Origin of the sequence: Luminiphilus sp. nBUS_07 (genome assembly GCF_051201685.1) — a bacterium.
Taxonomy (GTDB): domain Bacteria; phylum Pseudomonadota; class Gammaproteobacteria; order Pseudomonadales; family Halieaceae; genus Luminiphilus.
Genome location: NZ_CP179213.1, coordinates 2,922,368 through 2,943,501 on the forward strand (window position 1 = coordinate 2,922,368; position 21,134 = coordinate 2,943,501).

23 protein-coding genes and 1 tRNA gene are annotated in these 21,134 nt (G+C 51.4%); 8 read left to right on the forward strand and 16 right to left on the reverse strand.

What is annotated here, in order from left to right:
* The first annotated feature begins 74 nt into the window (after positions 1-74).
* From ACMAZB_RS13005 to ACMAZB_RS13030, 6 genes are all read left to right on the forward strand, one after another.
* On the forward strand, positions 75-1,271 hold the full coding sequence (locus ACMAZB_RS13005; protein ID WP_435217745.1) for an EAL domain-containing response regulator: 1,197 nt from the start codon (positions 75-77) through the stop codon (positions 1,269-1,271).
* Positions 1,272-1,388: 117 nt separating this feature from the next.
* A complete protein-coding gene (locus ACMAZB_RS13010; RefSeq protein WP_435217746.1) occupies positions 1,389-2,561 on the forward strand; it encodes a PAS domain S-box protein in 1,173 nt (390 codons plus the stop codon).
* 26 nt (positions 2,562-2,587) lie between these two features.
* Positions 2,588-3,052 (forward strand): STAS domain-containing protein, encoded by a 465-nt coding sequence (locus tag ACMAZB_RS13015; protein ID WP_435217748.1) that lies wholly within the window; start codon positions 2,588-2,590, stop codon positions 3,050-3,052.
* Positions 3,053-3,099: 47 nt separating this feature from the next.
* The gene (locus ACMAZB_RS13020) at positions 3,100-3,501 is read left to right on the forward strand and encodes an anti-sigma regulatory factor (RefSeq protein ID WP_435212491.1); all 402 of its coding nucleotides are present in this window, start codon (positions 3,100-3,102) and stop codon (positions 3,499-3,501) included.
* Positions 3,492-4,091 carry a SpoIIE family protein phosphatase gene (locus tag ACMAZB_RS13025; protein WP_435217750.1) on the forward strand — a complete coding sequence of 200 codons (600 nt, stop codon included), beginning with the start codon at positions 3,492-3,494 and terminating at the stop codon, positions 4,089-4,091. Before ACMAZB_RS13020 ends, ACMAZB_RS13025 begins: the two co-directional genes overlap by 10 nt.
* A 60-nt stretch (positions 4,092-4,151) precedes the next feature.
* A complete protein-coding gene (locus ACMAZB_RS13030) occupies positions 4,152-6,593 on the forward strand; it encodes an ATP-binding protein (protein ID WP_435217752.1) in 2,442 nt (813 codons plus the stop codon).
* 195 nt (positions 6,594-6,788) lie between these two features.
* On the opposite strand, the gene ACMAZB_RS13035 is transcribed toward ACMAZB_RS13030, so the two are convergent.
* Positions 6,789-6,864, reverse strand: a tRNA-Lys gene (locus ACMAZB_RS13035).
* Positions 6,865-6,930: 66 nt separating this feature from the next.
* On the opposite strand from ACMAZB_RS13035, the gene ACMAZB_RS13040 reads away from it, so the two are divergent.
* Entirely contained in the window at positions 6,931-7,365 is a 435-nt protein-coding gene (locus tag ACMAZB_RS13040; RefSeq protein ID WP_435217754.1) for a VOC family protein, read from the forward strand.
* A gap of 72 nt (positions 7,366-7,437) precedes the next feature.
* Here ACMAZB_RS13040 and queC read toward each other — a convergent pair whose 3' ends face one another.
* From queC to ACMAZB_RS13115, 15 genes are all read right to left on the reverse strand, one after another.
* Complete coding sequence (gene queC / locus ACMAZB_RS13045) at positions 7,438-8,103, reverse strand: 7-cyano-7-deazaguanine synthase QueC (protein ID WP_435217756.1); 666 nt, start codon at positions 8,101-8,103, stop codon at positions 7,438-7,440.
* A gap of 13 nt (positions 8,104-8,116) precedes the next feature.
* A complete protein-coding gene (gene queE / locus ACMAZB_RS13050; protein WP_435217758.1) occupies positions 8,117-8,776 on the reverse strand; it encodes a 7-carboxy-7-deazaguanine synthase QueE in 660 nt (219 codons plus the stop codon).
* 9 nt (positions 8,777-8,785) lie between these two features.
* Positions 8,786-9,697, reverse strand: a complete 912-nt coding sequence (ybgF, locus tag ACMAZB_RS13055; protein ID WP_435217759.1) for a tol-pal system protein YbgF — start codon at positions 9,695-9,697, stop codon at positions 8,786-8,788.
* A gap of 12 nt (positions 9,698-9,709) precedes the next feature.
* Positions 9,710-10,258 carry a peptidoglycan-associated lipoprotein Pal gene (gene pal / locus ACMAZB_RS13060; RefSeq protein ID WP_435217760.1) on the reverse strand — a complete coding sequence of 183 codons (549 nt, stop codon included), beginning with the start codon at positions 10,256-10,258 and terminating at the stop codon, positions 9,710-9,712.
* A gap of 160 nt (positions 10,259-10,418) precedes the next feature.
* Entirely contained in the window at positions 10,419-11,714 is a 1,296-nt protein-coding gene (gene tolB / locus ACMAZB_RS13065; protein WP_435217762.1) for a Tol-Pal system beta propeller repeat protein TolB, read from the reverse strand.
* Positions 11,714-12,451, reverse strand: a complete 738-nt coding sequence (locus ACMAZB_RS13070; RefSeq protein ID WP_435217764.1) for a cell envelope integrity protein TolA — start codon at positions 12,449-12,451, stop codon at positions 11,714-11,716. The genes tolB and ACMAZB_RS13070 overlap by 1 nt, the downstream gene beginning before the upstream one ends.
* A complete protein-coding gene (gene tolR / locus ACMAZB_RS13075) occupies positions 12,448-12,864 on the reverse strand; it encodes a protein TolR (RefSeq protein ID WP_435212508.1) in 417 nt (138 codons plus the stop codon). Before tolR ends, ACMAZB_RS13070 begins: the two co-directional genes overlap by 4 nt.
* 4 nt (positions 12,865-12,868) lie before the next feature.
* Positions 12,869-13,576, reverse strand: a complete 708-nt coding sequence (gene tolQ, locus ACMAZB_RS13080; protein ID WP_435212510.1) for a protein TolQ — start codon at positions 13,574-13,576, stop codon at positions 12,869-12,871.
* A gap of 24 nt (positions 13,577-13,600) precedes the next feature.
* Complete coding sequence (gene ybgC / locus ACMAZB_RS13085) at positions 13,601-14,014, reverse strand: tol-pal system-associated acyl-CoA thioesterase (protein ID WP_435217765.1); 414 nt, start codon at positions 14,012-14,014, stop codon at positions 13,601-13,603.
* Positions 14,011-15,066: a Holliday junction branch migration DNA helicase RuvB gene (ruvB, locus tag ACMAZB_RS13090; RefSeq protein WP_435217767.1), complete on the reverse strand. Its 1,056-nt coding sequence runs from the start codon at positions 15,064-15,066 to the stop codon at positions 14,011-14,013. Before ruvB ends, ybgC begins: the two co-directional genes overlap by 4 nt.
* On the reverse strand, positions 15,063-15,692 hold the full coding sequence (gene ruvA, locus ACMAZB_RS13095) for a Holliday junction branch migration protein RuvA (protein WP_435217768.1): 630 nt from the start codon (positions 15,690-15,692) through the stop codon (positions 15,063-15,065). Before ruvA ends, ruvB begins: the two co-directional genes overlap by 4 nt.
* Before the next feature lie 9 nt (positions 15,693-15,701).
* Positions 15,702-16,220, reverse strand: coding sequence for a crossover junction endodeoxyribonuclease RuvC (ruvC, locus tag ACMAZB_RS13100; RefSeq protein WP_435217770.1), 519 nt, complete (start codon positions 16,218-16,220; stop codon positions 15,702-15,704).
* A gap of 74 nt (positions 16,221-16,294) precedes the next feature.
* Entirely contained in the window at positions 16,295-18,073 is a 1,779-nt protein-coding gene (aspS, locus tag ACMAZB_RS13105) for an aspartate--tRNA ligase (protein WP_435217771.1), read from the reverse strand.
* Between the two features lie 39 nt (positions 18,074-18,112).
* Complete coding sequence (locus ACMAZB_RS13110; protein WP_435217773.1) at positions 18,113-18,463, reverse strand: FmdB family zinc ribbon protein; 351 nt, start codon at positions 18,461-18,463, stop codon at positions 18,113-18,115.
* A gap of 264 nt (positions 18,464-18,727) precedes the next feature.
* On the reverse strand, positions 18,728-19,150 hold the full coding sequence (locus ACMAZB_RS13115; protein WP_435212523.1) for an HU family DNA-binding protein: 423 nt from the start codon (positions 19,148-19,150) through the stop codon (positions 18,728-18,730).
* A gap of 257 nt (positions 19,151-19,407) precedes the next feature.
* Between ACMAZB_RS13115 and ACMAZB_RS13120 the strand changes: the two genes are divergently transcribed.
* A complete protein-coding gene (locus tag ACMAZB_RS13120) occupies positions 19,408-21,117 on the forward strand; it encodes a proline--tRNA ligase (protein WP_435217775.1) in 1,710 nt (569 codons plus the stop codon).
* Positions 21,118-21,134 lie beyond the last annotated feature (17 nt).

A 21,134-nucleotide genomic window follows, 5' to 3' on the forward strand; every position in this document is an offset into this window, starting at 1 on the left:
CAAACCTAATAACAAGGCTTTGGGACGCCGCTAATTTGCTGCGCCAAACAGCTTGAAACAGGACGACTCGGGAAATGGACACTTCCTCATTCAAAGTACTGGTGGTTGACGATGAAGCCTTCGTACTCAAACTCACAGTCAGAATTTTATCAAAACTCGGCTACGACAACGTCGTTACCGCAAATAATGGGGTCGTCGCGCTCGCTGAAATAGACAAAGCAGACACGCCTTTTGACATCATTGTTTGCGATCTCAATATGCCGGAGATGGACGGCATTGCGTTCATGCGGCACGCCGCCGAAAAGAACGTTAGAGCGGGTATGATTCTTCTCAGCGGCGAAGACGAACGAATGCTTGAAACCGCAAGAGATTTGGCCGCCGCCCACAACCTCCACATACTGGGTGTGATTCCCAAACCCCTGAAGCCCGACGCACTCAGTAATCTTCTCGATACATTCCAACCCACGACCGCAGCAGCTACAAATAGCTGGCTTCAGGACAGCATTTCTGAGGCCGAGCTGCTCAATGGAATGAATTCCGAGCAGTTGCATCTGGTCTATCAACCTAAAGTCGACATCACCACAGGTACAGTGACCGGGGTTGAAACCTTGGCAAGATGGATGCATCCCGAGAGAGGCTTGCTAGGCCCAGGGGCATTTATTCCCCTTGCAGAAGATAGTGGACACATTGATCAGCTCACTTGCGCCATTTATCAAAAAGCAATGCATCAGGCAGGCGATTGGTTAGCGCAGGGCATTGCCATGAAAATATCGGTCAATATATCGGTCAACTCTTTCACGGCTCCCGGTTTCACGGACTTCCTAATTGAAACCGCCCAAAACGAAGGTATGGATTTATCTAACGTTGTGTTGGAAGTCACCGAAACTCAGGTCATGGACAATGCCCTAGGTATATTAGAAACACTTATGCGCCTGCGAATGAAAAGATTTGCGTTATCCATTGATGACTTTGGAACAGGTAACGCCTCTATGGAGCAGCTAAAACGTATTCCATTTAGCGAGCTGAAGGTCGATCGCGCTTTCGTTTTTGGTGCCGCGAAAAACGCGGGGGCCAGAGCGATATTGGAGTCTAGTGTGACTCTAGCGAAGAGTCTGAAAATGGACATTGTCGCCGAAGGTGCAGAAAACAGAGAAGACTGGGATCTTTTAGAATCTTTAGGCGTGGACACAGTGCAAGGGTTTTATTGCGCCAAACCGATGAACAACGCAGATCTCATGGCCTTCTTAGAGAATTGGACAGGGCCTCATTGACCGGAGCGGCAACTTACCTCAAAAAGCCAAGTCAAAAATCAAGTTTTGGCGCTCTAACCAAAAAGCACCTAAAAATCTCCACCAATAAAACGATCATTAAGACCAAGGAATTCCGCTATGAGCAGCAACGCAGACCTGGATCAAAACGAAGCCTTAGTTAACGCCATCCAACTGTCTCAGGGCGTCATCGAGTTCAATATGGACGGCACGATTATTACAGCAAACCAAACATTTCTCGATCTCATGGAGTATTCCTTGGCGGAGCTAGAGGGCAAGCACCACCAAATATTTTGCTCGAAAAGCTATAGAAATTCACAAGATTACAAAGACTTTTGGGAGAAAATGAACCGGGGTGAATTCGACGTCGGTGAATACATAAGGTTCGCAAAAAATGGAGAGGCTGTTTACATTCGAGCCTCATACAACCCAATTTTTAATGAAGATGGGCAGCCCTACAAAGTCATCAAAATTGCATCCGATGTCACTGAGCTGAAACAAGCAAACGCTGAGGCCCAAGGCAAAGTCACCGCCATTGATTTATCTCAAGGCACCATTGAATTTGCTATGGATGGCACAATCCTAACCGCGAATGAGACGTTCCTTAACACGCTAGGCTACTCACTCGACGAGGTAAAAGGCCAGCATCACAGTATGTTCTGCGACGATGCTTATGTCGCAAGCGACGACTACGCTAAATTTTGGGAAACCCTACGCTCCGGGAACTACCATCGGGGGGAGTTCAGTCGCCTGGGTAAAAATGGCCGCCAGCTTCATATTCGCGCCACCTACAATCCGATCTTAAATCTAAAAGGCGAACCCATAAAAGTTCTCAAAATCGCCGACGATATTTCTAAGCAGAGACGCATGGAAGCCGAGAGAGAAAAGCAGCAGGCGTTGATAATGGAAATGTCGACGCCGGTGATGCAGCTTTGGGACAACATTCTATTGCTACCTGTTGTAGGCCTGGTCGACTCCAAACGCGTGCAATTAATCATGGAAACCGCCCTGCAAAAAATCCTCGATTATCAAGCCAAGCTGCTGATTTTGGACATACAAGGCGTGCCCGCTGTAGACAGTGCTGTCGCCAATCACTTGATTCAAATAACCAAAGCCACTCGATTAATGGGTTGCACCTCAATCGTTACTGGCATCTCCCCCGAAATCTCACAGGCATTGGTCAATTTGGGCATTGATCTGGGCGACATTCAGACACAGGCCACATTAAAAGACGGCGTGAGTTTCTCTCTGGCCAATTTAGGCATGAAGCTTCAAACGATTAACGTCGACTAATTAGGCCTCCTGAACTAGGTTTTTGTATGACCCTACCATCCCAGTTGCACCGAATTACCATGCACGAAACTCAGCGGTGCCTGGTCGTTCCAATTCAGGAGGAACTGTCTCAAGCCGCTGCCAAGAGCATCCAACAGCAAATTCTTGATCGAGTTCACACGCGCCCCCTAGTCGGCGTAGTGATCGACCTAGCAGGGGTGCAGATTATTGACAGTGCGTTATGGCATGCGTTCATTGATACGACCCGAATGATCAAAGTTATGGGGGTTCCCTCAGTACTAACAGGACTCAACCCTGGGGCGGTCGCATCGATCATTGACTTACAGCTGGACTGCGACGAAATAGAGACCGCAATGCACCTTGAAGACGCCTTGACTAGACTCACTCGGGGCGCTCGAACTCCATCTGAAGTCGCCGACGAGCCTGAAGCCTCGGTTACAGAAGCAGATCAACCGATGGACCGTCCGAAAGGTTCATTTGCCGACGCTTAAACAATGTCTTTTACGCCGTCTCAAGGAAGCATGGAACTTATAATTTAATGGCTCAAAATTCAGTAAAACTACAAATTGAGGAGACAGCTGATGTGGCGTACGCCGCGTTAGACGCTAGGAACTTTGCCAGAGGCCTTGGCTTCTCTGTTGCTGATCAGTACACGATTGCAACCGCAGTCAGCGAACTGGCACAAAATATTGTGAAGTACGCCGATTTTGGACACCTGACTTTTCAGACAGTAGAAAAAGGGGCCAGCGTGGGTTTAAAAGTCGTAGCCAAAGACACCGGTCCAGGCATCGAAGACCTTCCCAACGCCATGGCGGACAAATTCAGTACCGGAGGTACGATGGGCGTGGGGCTACCTGGCACCAAAAGGCTGATGGATGAGTTTCATATCGATAGCGTCTTGGGTCAGGGCACTCAGATTGTGGTGACCAAGTGGCGATAACACCCAAAATAAACATTGAATATGCTGTCACTGAAAAGCCCCTTGAGTCTGTTAATGGCGATCAGGCCTTTCTCCGCCAACACGACGGGTCCGTTTTTTTTGGCATCGTTGATGGAGCCGGCCACGGTCGAGATGCACATGAAATCGCCAATATCATGTGCGATTTTTTAAACAGTCACTCGCACCTTGAATTAACAGAACTTATGCAAGCTCTTCATGCCCATCTAAAAGGGAGTCGAGGAGGGGTGGCTATATTTGGCAGGATTGATCTTGCAACAGCAACGGCGAGCTACGTTGGTGTGGGAAATATTGAGATGCGGGTGTTTGGCTCGCAAACAAAACGCTGTGTGCTAACTCCCGGTGTCCTAGGTTATAACATCAGGACGCCTAAGCATCAGGTTAGCGACTTAACTGCAGGTGATGTGCTCGTCCTGCACAGCGACGGTATCTCATCAACTTTTGATCTCTACGACTACCCCGACCTGCCTTGGGACAATGCCCAGACTATTGCAACGACCATTGTCGATAGATTCAACAAAAACAATGACGATGCCACGGCGCTTGCCATCCGAATAGTGCAAGCTCAATAGCAGGCGGCGCGAGGTTAATGACGCACACAAAACAAAGATCAGGTAGTGCAAGGAAGCGGCATGATTGAGCTGGGCAATATTTCGATACGTAACGACGACGGCGTGTTGCAGGGCCGAAACAAAATTCGAATGCTAGCCGTCGAATTCGGCTTTAGTGCCATTCAAGCCACACGACTCGCAACCGCTTCGTCTGAAGTATGTCGGCAACTTCTTTGCGAGAACAAACGACTGTCAATTGCCACCGCAGTTGATGAAATCGACGGAAAGTTGGGCTTTGCACTGACTTTTAAGGGTGCAGCGTCGGAGCTCGCGACAGAGCGTTATGCCTTAATTTTTGACACCATTAAATATGTCTCAGATAACGATGCTGGCTCTAGCGTTTACGCTTTGAAATTTCTCCCCAGTGCCAGCCCGAAAATCACCGACGAGTTGGTCAGCACCCAGCAGGCTATTATCAATCAGCTAAGTGAAGAAGAACTCATGGCTGAGTTGCAAGAAGCCAAAGATGAGGCAGAGGTCGCCGCTCAGGCGAAGAGCGAGTTTCTCGCCAATATGAGCCACGAAATCAGAACCCCGATGAATGGGGTTGTCGGGATGATTGAGCTTCTCAGCCTAACCAAACTTGACTCAGAACAGCACGAAATGCTCCAAACAATCTCTGACTCGGGCCAATCTTTGCTCACCATCATCAATGATATTCTCGATTTCTCTAAGTTCGAGGCTGGTAAACTTGAGATAGAAGAAGTCGAAACAACATTGGTCACGTTCCTTGAGAGCACAGCCCAAACACTAGCCCCCAGTGCCCTCAAAAAAGATGTACAGATTATCGTCCATGCTGCGGCAGGCACCCCTGAACAGCTCATGCTGGACCCTGTCCGCACTGGTCAGATATTGATAAACCTGGCCAGCAACGCCATTAAATTTTCTGATGGCGGCGAGGTACTGGTAAAAGCAGAGCGCATTAATTCAACTCATGAAAACAAAACAACATTACGCCTTAGCGTTGTTGATCAAGGTATTGGCATATCAGCAGAGGCACAAAAGAAACTGTTTCAAGACTTCAGTCAGGCTGATTCATCGACAACCCGGAAGTATGGGGGTACCGGCCTTGGGCTAGCCATTTCCAAACGACTCACAGAGATGATGGGTGGCACCATAGGAGTGAAAAGTTGCCCCGGAGAGGGCTCTACCTTTTACAGTGAAATTCCATTCAGTGTGATTAGTGAAAATGTGCAGCCGCACTCCCGACACCACCTTGAGGGGCTGCGGGTGCTTGTCTTGAGCAGCAGCGACAATTATCGTGCAACCTGTACCGACTACCTCAGCGCAGTCGCCGCAATACCTGGCACAGCCAATACAACATCGGAAGCACTGCAATACTGCATTGAAGCGGAGTCATCAGGACACCCCGTAGACATCTTGCTCATCCCAAGTCCGTCGAATCATACCGACTCTGTTGCCACACTGACTTCCGCAGTGCCGTCGCAGCTCTCAGCACTGCCTAAATTGCTCATCGGTGCAGATCCCCGACAGCCCGAACCCGTTTTAGAGCCGGGTAAGGTGGCTACCACTTTAGACATAAACCCTTTGCGACAGGAGAACTTCTTCCGCACTCTTGCGTCTGTCATGGGTAGAGCCACAGCAGAAGTCGAGTCCAAGCCCTCAGATATTGAGCTACCCACTAAAATTGCCCCCTCGCCAGAAGAGGCACTTGCACAAGGCAAACTTATCCTTCTTGCTGAAGACAATCCCACCAATCAAAATGTGATTCGACGGCAATTAAATCGCCTTGGTTATGCTTGTGAGATTGCGGACGATGGTAAAGCCGCCTTTGATCTGTGGCGCGAAAAACCCTACGCCCTGCTACTGACTGATTGCCACATGCCACGCTGGGATGGCTTTGAGTTGACTGCCGCAATTCGCGATCACGAGAGCAAAACATCCAGCCACCTACCGATCATTGCTATCACTGCGAATGCCCTTCATGGAGAAGCTGAACGCTGTATCGAAAGGGGCATGGACGACTTCATGACCAAGCCCGTCGAAATGGCGGTGCTGCTGTCCAAACTGGAGCTGTGGATGGGCGATGGGGGCATGGCAATAACCGAAGGTGCCCAATCCGCAGTCCCTAGTGACGAGCCGACTCGTGTTAATTCTGCGCCTATGACGGCCAACCCGGCTGTTAACCCGCTGGTGCTGATGGAAATGTTCGGTGACGACGAAGAAACGTGCACTGAAATATTGCAGGACTTTCTAGATCCATCTTGGGTGATTATCGAAGAAATCAGTGCCGGCTATATCGCACGATCAGCGGAGTTGGTGCAGCAGGCAAGCCATAAACTTAAGTCAGCGGCATTCAGTGTGGGTGCTGAGGAGTTAGGCGATCATTGTCGACAAATTGAAGCCGCGGCAAAAGCTGATGATTGGAAAACTATTGATCAAGTTGTACCTGACCTGACAAGCTCAATGAAACAGGTCGCCGCCTATATTGGCCAACTATAATCGCCCTCAACGGCGCCATAAATCGCGTCCGCGACAATTTTTTCCCGCCCGCAAACAGAACAACTCGACGATTTAAGCCATTCAAAGGGGCATTGGGAATGCTGCGCTCAGCGCTATTGGCAATTTGAGAGAGGGCTCCGCGACCCAAACTGGCTAGCTGTTTTGTAGCTAACCGCTTGAGATTTGGAGAAAAAATGGTGGGTCGTGCTGGGTTCGAACCAGCGACCAATTGGTTAAAAGCCAACTGCTCTACCGACTGAGCTAACGACCCGAAAAGAATGCGCTATCACTGCGAGGGGGGTATCGTACGGATTCTCAAAAAAAGTGCAAGCTAACTATGACGATCCAACCAATAAGACCCTTTCATCTCGCCCTCCCCTGTCAAGATTTAGCAAAAACTCAAACCTTCTACTGCGACATTCTAGGCTGCAGCCTTGGACGGACCAGCGAGTGTTGGATCGATCTCAACTTGTACGGTCACCAATTGGTTTTTCATGATTGTGGCGGGGAAACTCTACAAGAAATGCATAATCCAGTAGATCAGCACGCCATTCCCGTGCCACATTTTGGGATTGTCCTGACGCCTCCAGACTTTGACACCCTCGCTGCGCGCCTTGATGGCAAGGTCAATTGGATCTTAGAACCCAGCATGCGCTTTCAAAATACCGCTGGCGAACAGAAAACATTATTTTTTAGAGATCCCAACAATTACGCGCTGGAATTCAAGAGTTTCGCTGATGACCGTTTTCTTTTTGAGCCTTTCGAAAACTGAGCTAGCTCGTGATAGACCCAAAAACCCAGTCTTGAGTGTCAGAGGGCCCGCGCAAAAAGCTCTATATTGGCTTCACACATAGCGAGTGGGGTCAGCCACCCCCGCTTCGATAAACCCCTGTGCTCGCAGCCTACAGCTGTCACAGCGGCCGCAAGCGATGCCCGCATCACTAGCCTGGTAGCAGGACACGGTCTGTGCATAGTCAACGCCCAATTCAACACCGCGAGAAATGATCTCAGCTTTGGTCATATCAATAATGGGCGTGCAAATCTTAATGGGGTCTCCCTCAACTCCAGCCTTGGTAGCAACCGCCGTCAAGGCGCCAAAAGCCTCAATAAATTCAGGCCGACAATCGGGATACCCGGAGTAATCAACCGCATTAACCCCGATATAAATTTCCGATGCACCAATGACCTCAGCCCAGCCTAGAGCAATAGATAGAAAAACTGTATTACGTGCTGGAACATAGGTAACGGGTATTCCTTCGGTGGGCTCAACAGGCACATCAATAGCATCGTCTGTCAGTGCAGAGCCACCAATGCCCCGCAAATCAAGGCTCACCGTTTTATGAACAGTGCCCTCAAAACTCGCTGCCACTTGTGCAGCTGCACCCAACTCAGCCCGATGGCGCTGACCATAGTCAAAACTTAAGGCATAACACTGGCGCTCGGCCGCATGGGCCATCGCCAGCACAGTCGCAGAATCCAATCCACCTGAGGTAAGCACTACCGCTTTCATAAGTTCGCTCTCATTAGTGACCTGGAGCATCGTTCCAAAGCAGTTTGTGCAATTGCAACTGGAACCTACCCGGCACCTTATCTTGCAACAGCCACTCTGCCAGCTCTCGGGGCTCTAACTTCCCATGGGTAGGTGAAAATAAAATGTCTCCCACGCGGCCTGACAATGTTAGTTCGTCGATTTTGAAGCAGGCCCAGTCGAAGTCACGACGACTACTGACCACAAATTTTATCTGGTCATGGGGGGTAAGCTCGCCAATGTTGTCCCAAAGATTTCTGTGGGATTCACCAGAGTCGGGAGCCTTTAAGTCCATGACTCGACTGACACGCTTATCAACGTCAGCGATGGACAATGCACCACTGGTCTCTAACGACACCTCATAGCCTTCATCACACAAAAGCTTTAACAGGGCCAAACACTCTGGCTGCGCCAACGGTTCACCGCCGGTAACGCAAACACGTGGGCAAGAAAAGCTTTTAATTTGGGTCACAATTTGCCCTAGGCCCAGAATCTCACCGCCAGAGAAGGCGTACTCGGTATCACACCAAACGCACCTCAGGGGACACCCCGTCAGCCGCACAAAAACCGTAGGTAATCCTACGCTTCTTGCCTCACCTTGCAGCGAGTGAAAAATTTCTGTGATGCGAAGTTCTGAATCGGCTAGAGCAGTCATACTGGGCGCTTAAAAATTCTCGCCCAAAAAATCTCGCGACAACTGCGCCGCCGGGTGCCCGGAATACTCCCGTACCACCTGATCAAGATACTCACGAGACCGCTCTCGGTTACCCTTCAGAAAGTGTACTTTGCCAAGTTTATACAATGCGTCCGGCACTTTCGCATTATCAGGATATTGATCGAGCAGTAATTTAAAGTTCTGCCGGGCCAGCTCTGGCTCTGCCGGGTCCACAACAAGATACAGCTCCCCCAGCCAATAATGCGCGTTGGGCGCATAAGCACCTAAAGGATAGCGGTCCAAAAACCCCTGAAAGGCATCGACTGCTGCAGCAAAATTCCTAGACTTCACATAATTATAAGCAGACTGATAGGCGGACTCTTCAGCGGGGTCAGCCGCTGCAGGTTTAGTCACTGGTCTCATTGGTATATCGGTGACCGTAGACGAGGTTGTGGTGGTTGGCCCCCCGCCGAAGGTCAGTCCAGAGCCGTCGTCCACAGTGATCTTTGAATCTTTGGCGCTGGCTAATTCAGCGAACCTTCGGTCCAGATCAATATATCGCTCTAAGCTCTGCTCTTTAAGACGCCTAATTTGTGAGGTTTGCTCTTCAACAAGACCATTGAGGCGGCGGACCTCCTCCTGCAGCTGCTGGAGCTGAATAACCAGTGCTCCGGCGTTGACAGCAGTGTCGGCGCCACCGTCATTAGCTTCCACAGGCACGGAGGTCGTCGTATACCCTGAATAAGGTGTTACACCACCTTGTGCAGCAGGCTGCACAGAGGCCCCCATTACGCTGGTCGGCTGCGCCGCAGCCTCTCTCTCGGCCTCAACATCAATAAAATCCTGCGCCGAAACCCTCGAGATCACCGCAAAAACAAAAAAGCCGGCTATGACAACCGGCTTGGTTTGACTCTTTTTCAATGCAGGTTTGCCTTATTTGAGCTCGACGCGACGATTTTGAGACCAGTTAGCCTCGCTAGACCCAAACGCCACGGGATTTTCTTCACCGTAGCTGATCGCTTCAATACGGTAGCTGGGGACACCATTAGCAACCATATAGTCCCGGACCGCATTGGCGCGGCGCTCGCCCAGTGCAAGGTTATACTCACGCGTGCCACGCTCGTCAGTGTGGCCTTCGAGACGTACGCTATCATCGCTCGATAACATCACTGCAATGTGAGCGTCTACCGCCATCCTTGCCGCATCGGTGAGAGAAGAGCTGTCAAAGTCGAAGTAAAAAACTGTGCCAGCAGTCATCGCAGCGTCTTGCAACTGCTGTTGCTCGGCTGCGGCAGCGGCTTCAGCTTGCGCCTGCGCCTCTTGGGCTGCGTTTTGAGCGGCAGCTTGTTCCGCAGCGGCGGCTTCAGCAGCCGCTGCCTCAGCTTGTGCGCTATCGTTTGTTTCATTACCCGAGCAGGCAACGAGTAACAAGGAACCAAAAAGAATACTGGCAAATTTACCGGCTACTGGAAGTGCTTTCATGAGTCCGTCCTGTCTGAAAATTTGTTGGATAAACCACAGGTGTTAATGTAGCGCATCCTTTAGAAAATTGCTGGCTGATTATGACAATTAATTCAAATCTGACTTTCAAAACTTCAAAATTTACGTCTTGAGCATCGTTAATTCGGCGTTCCCGTCTACCTCAAGGCAAATAGGGGGACCAAGCGGGTTCCTGCACTTCGCCCTCTCGCGCTGGCAAATTGAAGCTTACACCGCCATCGACAGCCACAGCACCCAAAATGCTTTTGCCATTGCGCTTGGTGGCATACAAAACAATGGAACCATTCGGGGCGATTGTTGGGCTCTCATCTAGACTAGTCGTCGTCAAAACAGTCAATCGTTCTGTCACCAGATCGTGAACAGCAATGTGGTACGCACCGTCCTGCTGATGAACCAACGCCACGTTGCGGCCATCCTGAGCTACCCGGGCTCGCGCGTTGTACCGCCCCTCGAAGGTTACCCGCGTGGTGTTACCACTCTTCAGGTCATACTGGTAAATTTGGGGCCGCCCGCCACGATCGGAGGTAAACAAAAGGGACTGGCCGTCGGGCATCCAGGTAGGCTCTGTATCAATGGCATAGTGCTTGGTAAGGCGGGTAAGACGCTTGGACGCAAGATTCATCAAATAAATATCTGGACTTCCATCCTTACTGAGCACCATTGCCATGGAATTGCCATCAGGGGAAAAGACGGGTGAGTTATTAAGCCCTTTGAAATTTGTCAGCTGCTCTCGAGCACCGGTACGTAGATTTTGCCGGTAAATAGCCGGGCGCGATGTCTCAAATGAGACATAAGCCACCTCATCACCATCGGGTGACCATGAAGGCCCGAGAATGGGCTCGCGACTCTCCAACAAAACGATAGGTCTTGAGCCATCGGAGTCAGCAATAGTCAAACGATAGAAATCCTTCCCTGCGGGGTTGCGAGTCACTGAGACGTACAGCAAACGTGTCGCAAAAGCTCCCGGTATACCTGTCAGTGTTTCGTAAACCTCATCGGCAATTTTATGCGCCAACATTCTGACTTCCGAGGCGGTTCCCATGACAACCCCCTCCTCTACAGACAGCTCCCGAGTGCTATCGAAAAGCTGCCAGCTGAGTTTTAAGTTACCCGCAGCAGCCAACTCGTAGCGACCAATCAATACGTAGTCGCTATTTATTGCACGCCAATCGCGGAAATATAACTCCGATCCCCGAGAGGGGTAGCTCAACATATCTCGTCGACTCACAGGGGAAAATTGACCGCTGCGCGCTAAATCTGAGTCGATGATACGAGCAACATCCTCTGGCGAGGCCCCGGACCCTGACCAGCCAAAGGGCACTACAGCGATAGGCGTTGGATTGTCGACGCCTCGGGTAATTTCTATTTGCAGCTGAGCCAACGCAGGAAAGGATGCTGTGACAAGACTAAAAACGACAACTCGCAATAAATAGGGCATCAGTACCTCAGGTCTTCTGGACGGAAAATAAGTTGGAAACGACGAAAGTCACGTTCAAATACAGCACGGTCTAAGGATTTTACCTCAGAAAAGCGCGCCACTTTCTCCACCGCGTTCACTGCGCTTCGATCAAAAGCCACGTTACCGCTCGATTCCAAGACCGTCACTCCCACGACATCCCCTGTTGGCACTAGAGCTATTTCGAGAATGGCGACCATATTGTTGCGGGCCGAGGGTGGGCGGGTCCATCGACCGATCACTGCCTGTTTAATCACAGCGGCCACCTGATCGCTTTCAGAGCCCACACTGCCTTGCTGGGCAAGTTGCTCAGAAGCCAGCACAGATTCAATATCATCGAGGGTTTCTTGACTGAGTTGCTCGGGGGTTCGCTCGGGCTTGGCTGGCTCCACCGGAATTTCAGGCTCAACCTTCTGTGCCGGCGTTACCGTGGGCGGTGTGGGTTCAGGCGTTGGTTTGGGTTTGGGCGTTGGTTTGGGCGTAAGCTTAGGCTTAGGTTTGGGCTTAAGCTTAGGCTTAGGCTTGGACTTGGGCTTGGGTTTCAGCGTATCAGCAGACACCAAGGTCGCTTTAATAGCGACGGGAGTCGAGGCGCGGGCTTCGATAGTCACTGGGGCAGCCCAGCGCACCATCAACAAGCCCGCCACTACGATGTGTAGCGCCAGCGTAAGCGCAACGGGCATTCCAAACCATGTAACTCGGTCTGAGAGGCTGCTCACGGGGCCATCGGTTCCTCTGTAACGAGTCCCACCGAGGGAGCCCCCGAAGCTTGCAACGCAGACATTACTTCAACGACCCTACCGTAGGGGACAGCAGTATCGCCCCAAACTAACACCGGTTTATCAGGATCACGCCGCAATACAGCGGCAACTCGCTGTTGTACGGTGACCAACTCAAGTGCCTGTTTGTCATTGCGCCCCAAGTTTATAAATAATTGACCCGATTTATCGACCGATACAATCAAGGGTTCACTATCCTGATTTTTAACCGGCTCAGCCGCGGCGTCGGGGAGATCAACCTTTACTCCCTGCATTAACATGGGTGCAGTGACCATAAAAATAATCAACAGCACCAACATGACATCAATGTAGGGCACTACGTTTATTTCGGCGACAGCTCGACGTTTACGCATCGGACTAATCCGCGCTGCGCCGAGCGCGCTGAGCGTAAGTCTGGCGCTGAAGAATTCCTGAGAATTCGTCGACGAACGTATCGTAGCGATTGATCAGGCTATCGGATTTTGCAGCGAAACGGTTGTAAGCCAGCACGGCAGGTATCGCGGCGAACAGCCCCATGGCCGTTGCAATTAAGGCCTCTGAAATACCTGGTGCTACAGTTGCAAGGGTGGCTTGAGTCGCATTAGCAAGCCCTCTGAATGAATGCATGATCCCCCAAACCGTCCCGAATAAACCGATATAAGGACTCGTGGATCCCACAGACGCCAAGAAGGGTAAATTGGCCTCCAGACGATCACTCTCTCTCAGGGTGGCAACTCGCATCGCGCGCCTTGCTCCCTCGAGTATGGCGTCAGCTTCGATATCTGACTGCTGAGACAACCGCGAAAACTCCTTGAAGCCTGCTCGAAAGATGCTCTCCACACCAATAGGCGTAGTCCCATCAGCCAATGCGTCATTACCCTCACGGTAAATTTGCGCGAGATCGACACCTGACCAAAAGTGCGCCTCAAAGCCCGCAAGCTCGTCGGACATTCGTCGGTACAACATGACCCTTTGGACGATGAAATACCAAGATGAAATGGAAGCCAATAAAAGAATCAGCATGACCACCTGTACGGTCCCACTAGCGCCGATAATCAGCTCTAGAATGCCTAACTCTTCACTCACATAAACCTCCCCATATTGTTACCTCTACAGACCTTCGATTTTTTGGCGCATCGCGGCGGGAATCCGACGCGGCCTACCGTGCTCACTGCTCACCAGTGCTAGAGTGACCTGCCCTTCTACCAGACATGTAGAATCCCGCATCACCGTTTGTGAAAAAGTCAGCGTCGCAGCACCCAATTGCGTGACGCACGCAGTCGCCATGATCGACTCATCAAGTCGCGCAGGACTTCGGTAGCTGACACTGGCCTCCGAGACCACAAACATCAGGTTCTCGTCCGGAAATGCCGGTCTCTCGTAGCCTATTGCGCGCATGTATTCAGTGCGGGCACGCTCAAAATATTTAAGATAGTTGACGTAATAAACAATACCTCCAGCGTCGGTGTCTTCTATGTAGACCCGCATAGGCAGAGAAAATTCCCCAGACTGAGGCAATGTCACCGATCGAGATCCAAGTCTAGAGAGAGTGTATTGTCTCGCTCAGTTTTAGGCATCGACATGCCAAAATGTCGGTAGGCGGCTTGCGTCACCATGCGGCCACGAGGTGTGCGCAGCAAATAACCTTGCTGAATGAGATAAGGCTCGAGCACGTCCTCCAAGGTGCCACGCTCCTCCGATAACGCAGCAGCAAGGCTGTCCACCCCCACCGGACCGCCCTCAAACTTCTCAATAAGCATCAGCAAAAGACGACGATCTAAATGATCAAGGCCAAGCTGATCTACATTTAACATGTCCAACGCCTGCTGGGCGATCGATTCAGTGATCCGACCGTCAGACTTCACTTCTGCATAGTCACGCACCCGACGTAGAAGACGATTAGCAATACGAGGGGTGCCTCGAGCACGCCGCGCCATCTCCAAAGCACCCGCATCATCAACCGGGATCTCCAGCAATTTTGCCGAGCGGGCTACGATTTTGGCGAGATCATCAACTTCATAGAACTCGAGGCGCTGTACAATGCCGAAACGATCTCGTAACGGAGAAGTTAGAAGACCCGCTCGGGTTGTAGCGCCCACCAGCGTGAACGGGGGAAGGTCGAGCTTGATAGATCGAGCAGCGGGCCCCTCGCCAATCATAATATCCAGCTGATAGTCTTCCATTGCCGGGTAAAGGATTTCTTCGACGTAGGGACTCAACCGGTGAATCTCGTCGATAAATAAGACATCACCCGGCTCTAGGTTTGTCATAAGAGCGGCAATATCCCCCGCCTTCTCAAGCACCGGACCACTCGTTGTTTTTAATGCCACCCCCATCTCATGGGCGATAATACTGGCAAGTGTTGTCTTGCCCAGCCCGGGAGGGCCAAAAATCAGCGTGTGATCAAGGGGCTCATCTCTTTGTCTTGCGGCCGCTAAAAAGATCTCCATCTGCTCGCGCACGACCCGCTGGCCCAAGTAGTCTTCGAGGGACTTTGGTCGGATGGCTCGATCCACCTGCTCGTCAACGCGAACCCCCTGCTCTGGAGCGACCAATCGGTCGGTTTCAATCGTCATCGATTTGCCTTTGGCGCTGAAGCCTTGAGTGCTCGTCGAATCAGCTCTTCACTGGATTCGATTGAATCATCATCGACCGCGGAGACAAGTCGTGCTGCCTCGGGTAATTTATAACCTAAGGCAACCAGTGCCTGCTCAGCCTCAGTTCGGCAATCCACTGTGGGGGCAGCTGGTTCGAATTGACCTTGTGCACCAGGGATTGTCGGCGACAGTTCCTCTAGCCATTTTCCCGCTTTATCACGCATTTCTACCAGCAATCGTTCCGCCGTTTTACGACCTACTCCGGGTAATGCAACCAGAGTGGCGACATCATCACGTTGCAAACATTGGGCAAAGGCACGGGCATCAAGGCCGGACAACAGTGCTAGGGCGAGCTTTGGCCCCACACCACTCACTTTTATCAGCTCACGAAAAAGGCGCCGGTCTGCCTCTTCTCTGAAGCCATATAACAACTGAGCATCCTCTCTCACGACAAAATGCGTCAACAACGTCACCTCTTCCCCAACCTCGGGAAGATCAAACAGCGTCGTCATAGGGACCTGCAGCTCGTAGCCAATTCCACCGACATCTAGCAACAGCTCAGGTGGCCGCTTTACCATGAGTCGTCCGCGTAAAAATCCTATCATTAGCCGTACTCAGCGAGACCGACCACGGCTGCGTGCCGTGGCGGGAATATGTTGTAGCGATTGATTTGAATGCAGGTGACACAGCGCCGCCGCCAAGCCATCAGCTGCATCCTCCTTAGGCGCAGCGGGCAATTTCAGCAATATTTTTACCATATGTTGAACCTGCTCTTTGCTCGCGGCCCCGGTGCCGACGACCGCCAACTTAATTTGGCGTGCAGCGTATTCATAAACGTCCATGCCTCGGTGAACGCAGGCAGCCATTGCTGCGCCTCGGGCATGCCCGAGCTTCAGTGCTGAATCGGGGTTTCGCGCCAAAAAGACCTCCTCGATAGCCAGCTCTTCAGGACGAAATTCATCAATAATGCTGTTCAATGAGGAAAACAGTACACCCAATCTAGGCCCAAGGGGCTGGTCGACTGGCAAGCGTATGATGCCGCTGGTCACGTAGACCGCCGCTGATCCTTCCGTCCTGATGACGCCAAATCCCGTTTTTCTCGAACCGGGGTCTATACCCAGAATCGTGGTCATGGCAACTCCCTTGTCGCTGCCTACATTCTGACTGAAACCGAGCCCAACGTCACAAAAAGCGTAGCAACCGCTTTCTAGTCGTTTTTACCCGCGTCTGACCGTCGCAGTTTGATACTGAGATCACGAAGCTGACTGTCGCTGACTCGTCCTGGCGCCTCAGTCATCACACAAGATGCAGTTTGCGTTTTGGGAAACGCAATCACGTCTCGGATCGATTGCCCACCGACCATCAGTGTCACCAGTCGATCGAGACCAAATGCCAGACCACCGTGGGGTGGCGCACCGTACTGCAGAGCCGTCAAAAGAAAGCCGAATTTCTCAGCAGCTTCATCCGCCTCAATACTCAGGACATCAAAAACAGCCTGCTGCATATCTGGGCGGTGGATTCTAATTGAGCCCCCCCCAAGTTCAGATCCGTTGAGCACCATGTCGTAGGCGCGTGATAGCGCTTCCGATGGGTTGTCCCGCAATGCGGCTTCGTCGCAAGAAGGCGCAGTGAAGGGGTGGTGCAACGGTGTTAACCCACCCTTGCCATCCTCTTCAAACATGGGGAAATCAACAACCCACAAAGGAGCCCAACCTGCTTCGATAAGCCCCAGGTCCTCCGCCACCTTGAGGCGCAAAGCTCCCAAGGACTCGTTGACGACCTTACGCTTGTCGGCGCCAAAGAAAATGATATCGCCATCTTTGGCCTCAAGCCGGTCCATCAACTTGTGGACAACGTCCTCAGGCATGAATTTTAGGATGGGGGATTGCAAGCCTTCCAAACCTTGGGCCAGATCATTTACCTTGACCCACGCCAAGCCTCGAGCGCCATAAACGCTGACATGGCGGGTATAGTCATCAATCTCTTTCCTAGACAGCTTGGCGCCACCAGTCACTTTCAGTGCCGCAACCCGACCGGCTGAATCCTGAGCGGGGCCGCTGAACACCTTGAATTCGACGCCAGCCATCAAGTCGTCAACAGAAACGAGCTCCAGCTGAATGCGAAGGTCGGGTTTGTCTGAACCATAACGCTCCATGGCCTCATGCCACGTCATATGGGGAAATTCGCCGAGCTCCACGTCTAGATGCTCTTTGAAAACCGAGCGAACCAAGCCCTCAGACAGGCCCATAATGTCAGACTCATCCAAAAACGAAGTCTCTAAATCGATCTGCGTGAATTCAGGTTGGCGATCAGCTCGTAAATCCTCATCTCTAAAACATCGGGCTATTTGGTAATACCGATCAAAGCCCGACACCATTAAAAGCTGCTTGAACAACTGAGGAGATTGGGGCAAGGCAAAAAATTCGCCCTCGTGGGTTCGGCTAGGCACTAGATAATCTCGTGCGCCCTCAGGCGTAGCTCGCGTCAAGATGGGAGTTTCAATGTCGAGAAAACCCTGTCCATCCAAGTACTGCCTAATCGATGAGGTCAGTCGAGCCCGAAACATCAGATTGCTCTGCATCTCTGGGCGACGCAAATCCATGTAGCGGAATTTTAACCGCACGTCCTCACCCACCGTGTGATGCGCATCCAGCGGAAAAGGTGGTGTCGCAGACTCGCTCAAGAGTTCAATATCTTTGCCGAGTATCTCAATAGATCCCGTAGCCATGGTGGGATTGACAGTGCCTTCACCTCGAGCACGAACACGACCCGTAATTTTTAGAACATATTCGCTGCGCACACGGTCGGCAAGGGCGAAAGCGGATTCGGTGTCAGGATCAAAAACGACCTGCACAATGCCTTCACGATCACGCATATCTAGGAAGATAACCCCACCATGGTCACGACGCCGATCAACCCAACCATAAAGCGTTACCGTGTTATCGATATCTGCTTCACCGACTAGGCCGCAGTAATGTGTTCGCATACTCTTTTCACCATGTCCCCGCGGGGACTCAAACGTCCGTTACTTTGTGGTCGTATTATTTGACTGACCGGAAGACTTTTTCCCTTCTCCAGATGTGCCAGACGCACTGCTACTGCCCGTCTTGGAGCCACCCTCACTTTTTACCGCATTCGATGTCTCACCCGAGCTGTTTTTTTCTTTGGTGTCACCCGCCAGGTTCTTCTGGTTTCCCGTCTTAAAGTCGGTCTCATACCAGCCACTGCCCGCCAATCTAAAAGCCGGGGCACTCACTTGCTTACGCAGTGTTTCCTTGCCACATTCAGGGCAGGTTGTAAGCAGTGCATCTGACAGCTTCTGTAAGGCTTCGAGCTGATGTGAGCAGTCACTGCACCGGTAGTCATAAATCGGCACGTCGGTGTCTCCCAACAGGAACAGACAAATCGTTCCAGGCGAATTGAGTGGAAAGTTGAAACTTCTGAGGGGGCGCAGAATACCGGAAAAACAGGTCTGTTTAAACCGGAGTTACCTCTAACGGGGAGAGGTGGTGTTAATAGCCTAACTATCGACGCGCACAACAGTTCAACTCTCGAGGAAGCGCCTCGAGCTGCGCATCAATACCGTCATGTAAACACTCCCCAAGGGCTAACGCCCTAAGGGAGTCACCGGAAACGCCTACTAGTTGGCGAATTCCTTCATTTTCTTCAACGGGCGAATTTTTACTGCTGTGCTAGCAGGCTTCGCTTTGAACATCGTCTCTTCGCCAGTAAAGGGGTTAATGCCTTTACGAGCCTTTACCGCTGGCTTACGAACCGTGGTGATTTTCATCATACCCGGGATTGTAAATTCCCCGGCACCGCGCTTTTTGATACTGCCTTCAATCAACGCGTCCATTTGCTGCATTACGTCAGAGACCTGCTTTTTAGTCAGACCAGTGTTATCAGCAATGGTGCCAACGATCTGTGTTTTGGTCATCTTGGTCGAGATGGCCTTCACTTTTGCAGGAGCTGCCTTTGCGGCCGGCTTTTTAGCGGGCGCCTTCTTAGCTGCTGCTTTTTTCTTTGCGGGTGCTTTCTTTGCTGCTGCTTTTTTGGTTGCCATAGGTCTTTATCACCTTTTAAGTAGTGGTATGGAGACTGGGTAACCGACTCAAAAACCTTAGAATTAAGGCTTCAAAGTGCAGTTCTGCAGATTCAACACGAGAATATGCTGTAAAACAAGGGGTTTTTTTCTTTAAAAGCATAAAAACCCCTGTTTTTTTAGTATTTTCCCCCGCGCACAAAGTTCTACCAAGCTGACTTCCGCCCATTGCCGACTCTCCGTACAATTGTGGCCTTTGTTCTCGGAGTCGCACTATCATGCGTGCCAGCCAGTTTTTACTATCAACCCTCAAAGAAACACCTGCAGATGCTGAAGTCATTAGTCATCAACTTATGTTACGAGCCGGACTCATCCGTCGAGTAGCCGCAGGCATATACAACTGGATGCCTCTGGGGTTGCGCGTGCTCCGTAGAGTCGAACAGGTGGTTAGAGAGGAAATGTGCCGTGCCGGCGCACTCGAAATCAGCATGCCGGTGGTCCAACCAGCAGAGCTATGGCTGGAATCTGGTCGCTGGGAACAATACGGACCCGAGTTGGCAAGACTTCAAGATCGACACAATCGAGAGTTTTGCCTGGGACCCACCCATGAGGAGATTATTACATCGCTGGGGCGAACTGAGATTAAAAGCTACAAGCAGCTGCCCCTAAATTTCTTCCAAATTCAAACGAAATTTCGCGATGAGATTCGTCCTAGGTTTGGCGTGATGCGATCACGAGAATTTATAATGAAAGACGCTTACTCATTTCATACCGATCAAGCGTCTTTAGAGCAAACCTATTGGCGTATGCACCAGGCATACACAGCTATATTTACCCGACTGGGCCTTAATTTCCGGTCGGTAGAAGCCGACACCGGCTCCATTGGCGGTTCTCACTCACACGAGTTTCATGTACTCGCTGATTCAGGAGAGGATGCTATCGCTTTCTCGGACACTAGCGACTACGCCGCAAATGTCGAACTTGCTCCCGCGCTTGCACCACCGGCTACCGATGCTGAGATCAGCGACTTAACCCAATTTGCGACGCCCGGAGTTAAGACGATCGACGAACTGGTAAAGCAGACAGGCGTGAGCATATCTGAGACCATAAAGACGTTATTTGTCAAAGGCGAAGCTGATGAGATTGTCGCTTTAGTGCTGCGGGGCGATCACCGGCTAAACGCTTTGAAAGCTGAAAAATTACCCGGCATACACGCACCTCTGGAGTTAGCCGATGAGGCGAAAGTACTGGCGGTTGCAGGTGCAGGGTTCGGCTCTTTGGGGCCTGTAGGACTTAGTGTACCTGTTGTTGTTGATCAGAGCGCGGCGGCGCTGAACAGTTTTATTTGCGGGGCAAATCAAGATGGCTTTCACCTCCGAGGCGTTAACTGGTCACGGGATGTTGCCAATATTGAAACTGCAGATATCCGAGAGGTCGTTGCCGGCGACGCTAGCCCTTGTGGCCAGGGAAAGCTGGAGATTCGTCGCGGTATCGAGGTCGGCCATATTTTCCAACTGGGCACCAAATACAGTGAGGCCATGAAAGCTGTCGTTCTCAACGAAGAGGGCAAGTCGGTACCCATGGCAATGGGGTGCTATGGCATCGGAGTAACACGAATTGTTGCCGCGGCTATTGAGCAAAATCATGATGAGCACGGCATTGTCTGGCCGGAAGCTATGGCACCCTTTGAAGTCGCATTGGTGCCGTTAAATATGGATAAGTCTGAAGCCGTAGCGGCCGCTACTGAGACACTTTATGAGCAGCTCATTAATTTGGGCGTGGAAGTTTTCATGGATGATCGCAAGGAGCGGCCAGGCGTGAAATTTGCTCAAATGGAGCTCATTGGCATCCCCGTCCGGGTCACGCTGGGGGACCGGTCTCTTGCTGAGGGCAATATCGAGCTGCAAGGGCGCACCAGCGACCAGAAGCAACTGATACCAATCGCAGAGGCTGCCGATGCGATTATTGCTATGATTCGCGGTGCGTAACCGCATCAAAATCGGCC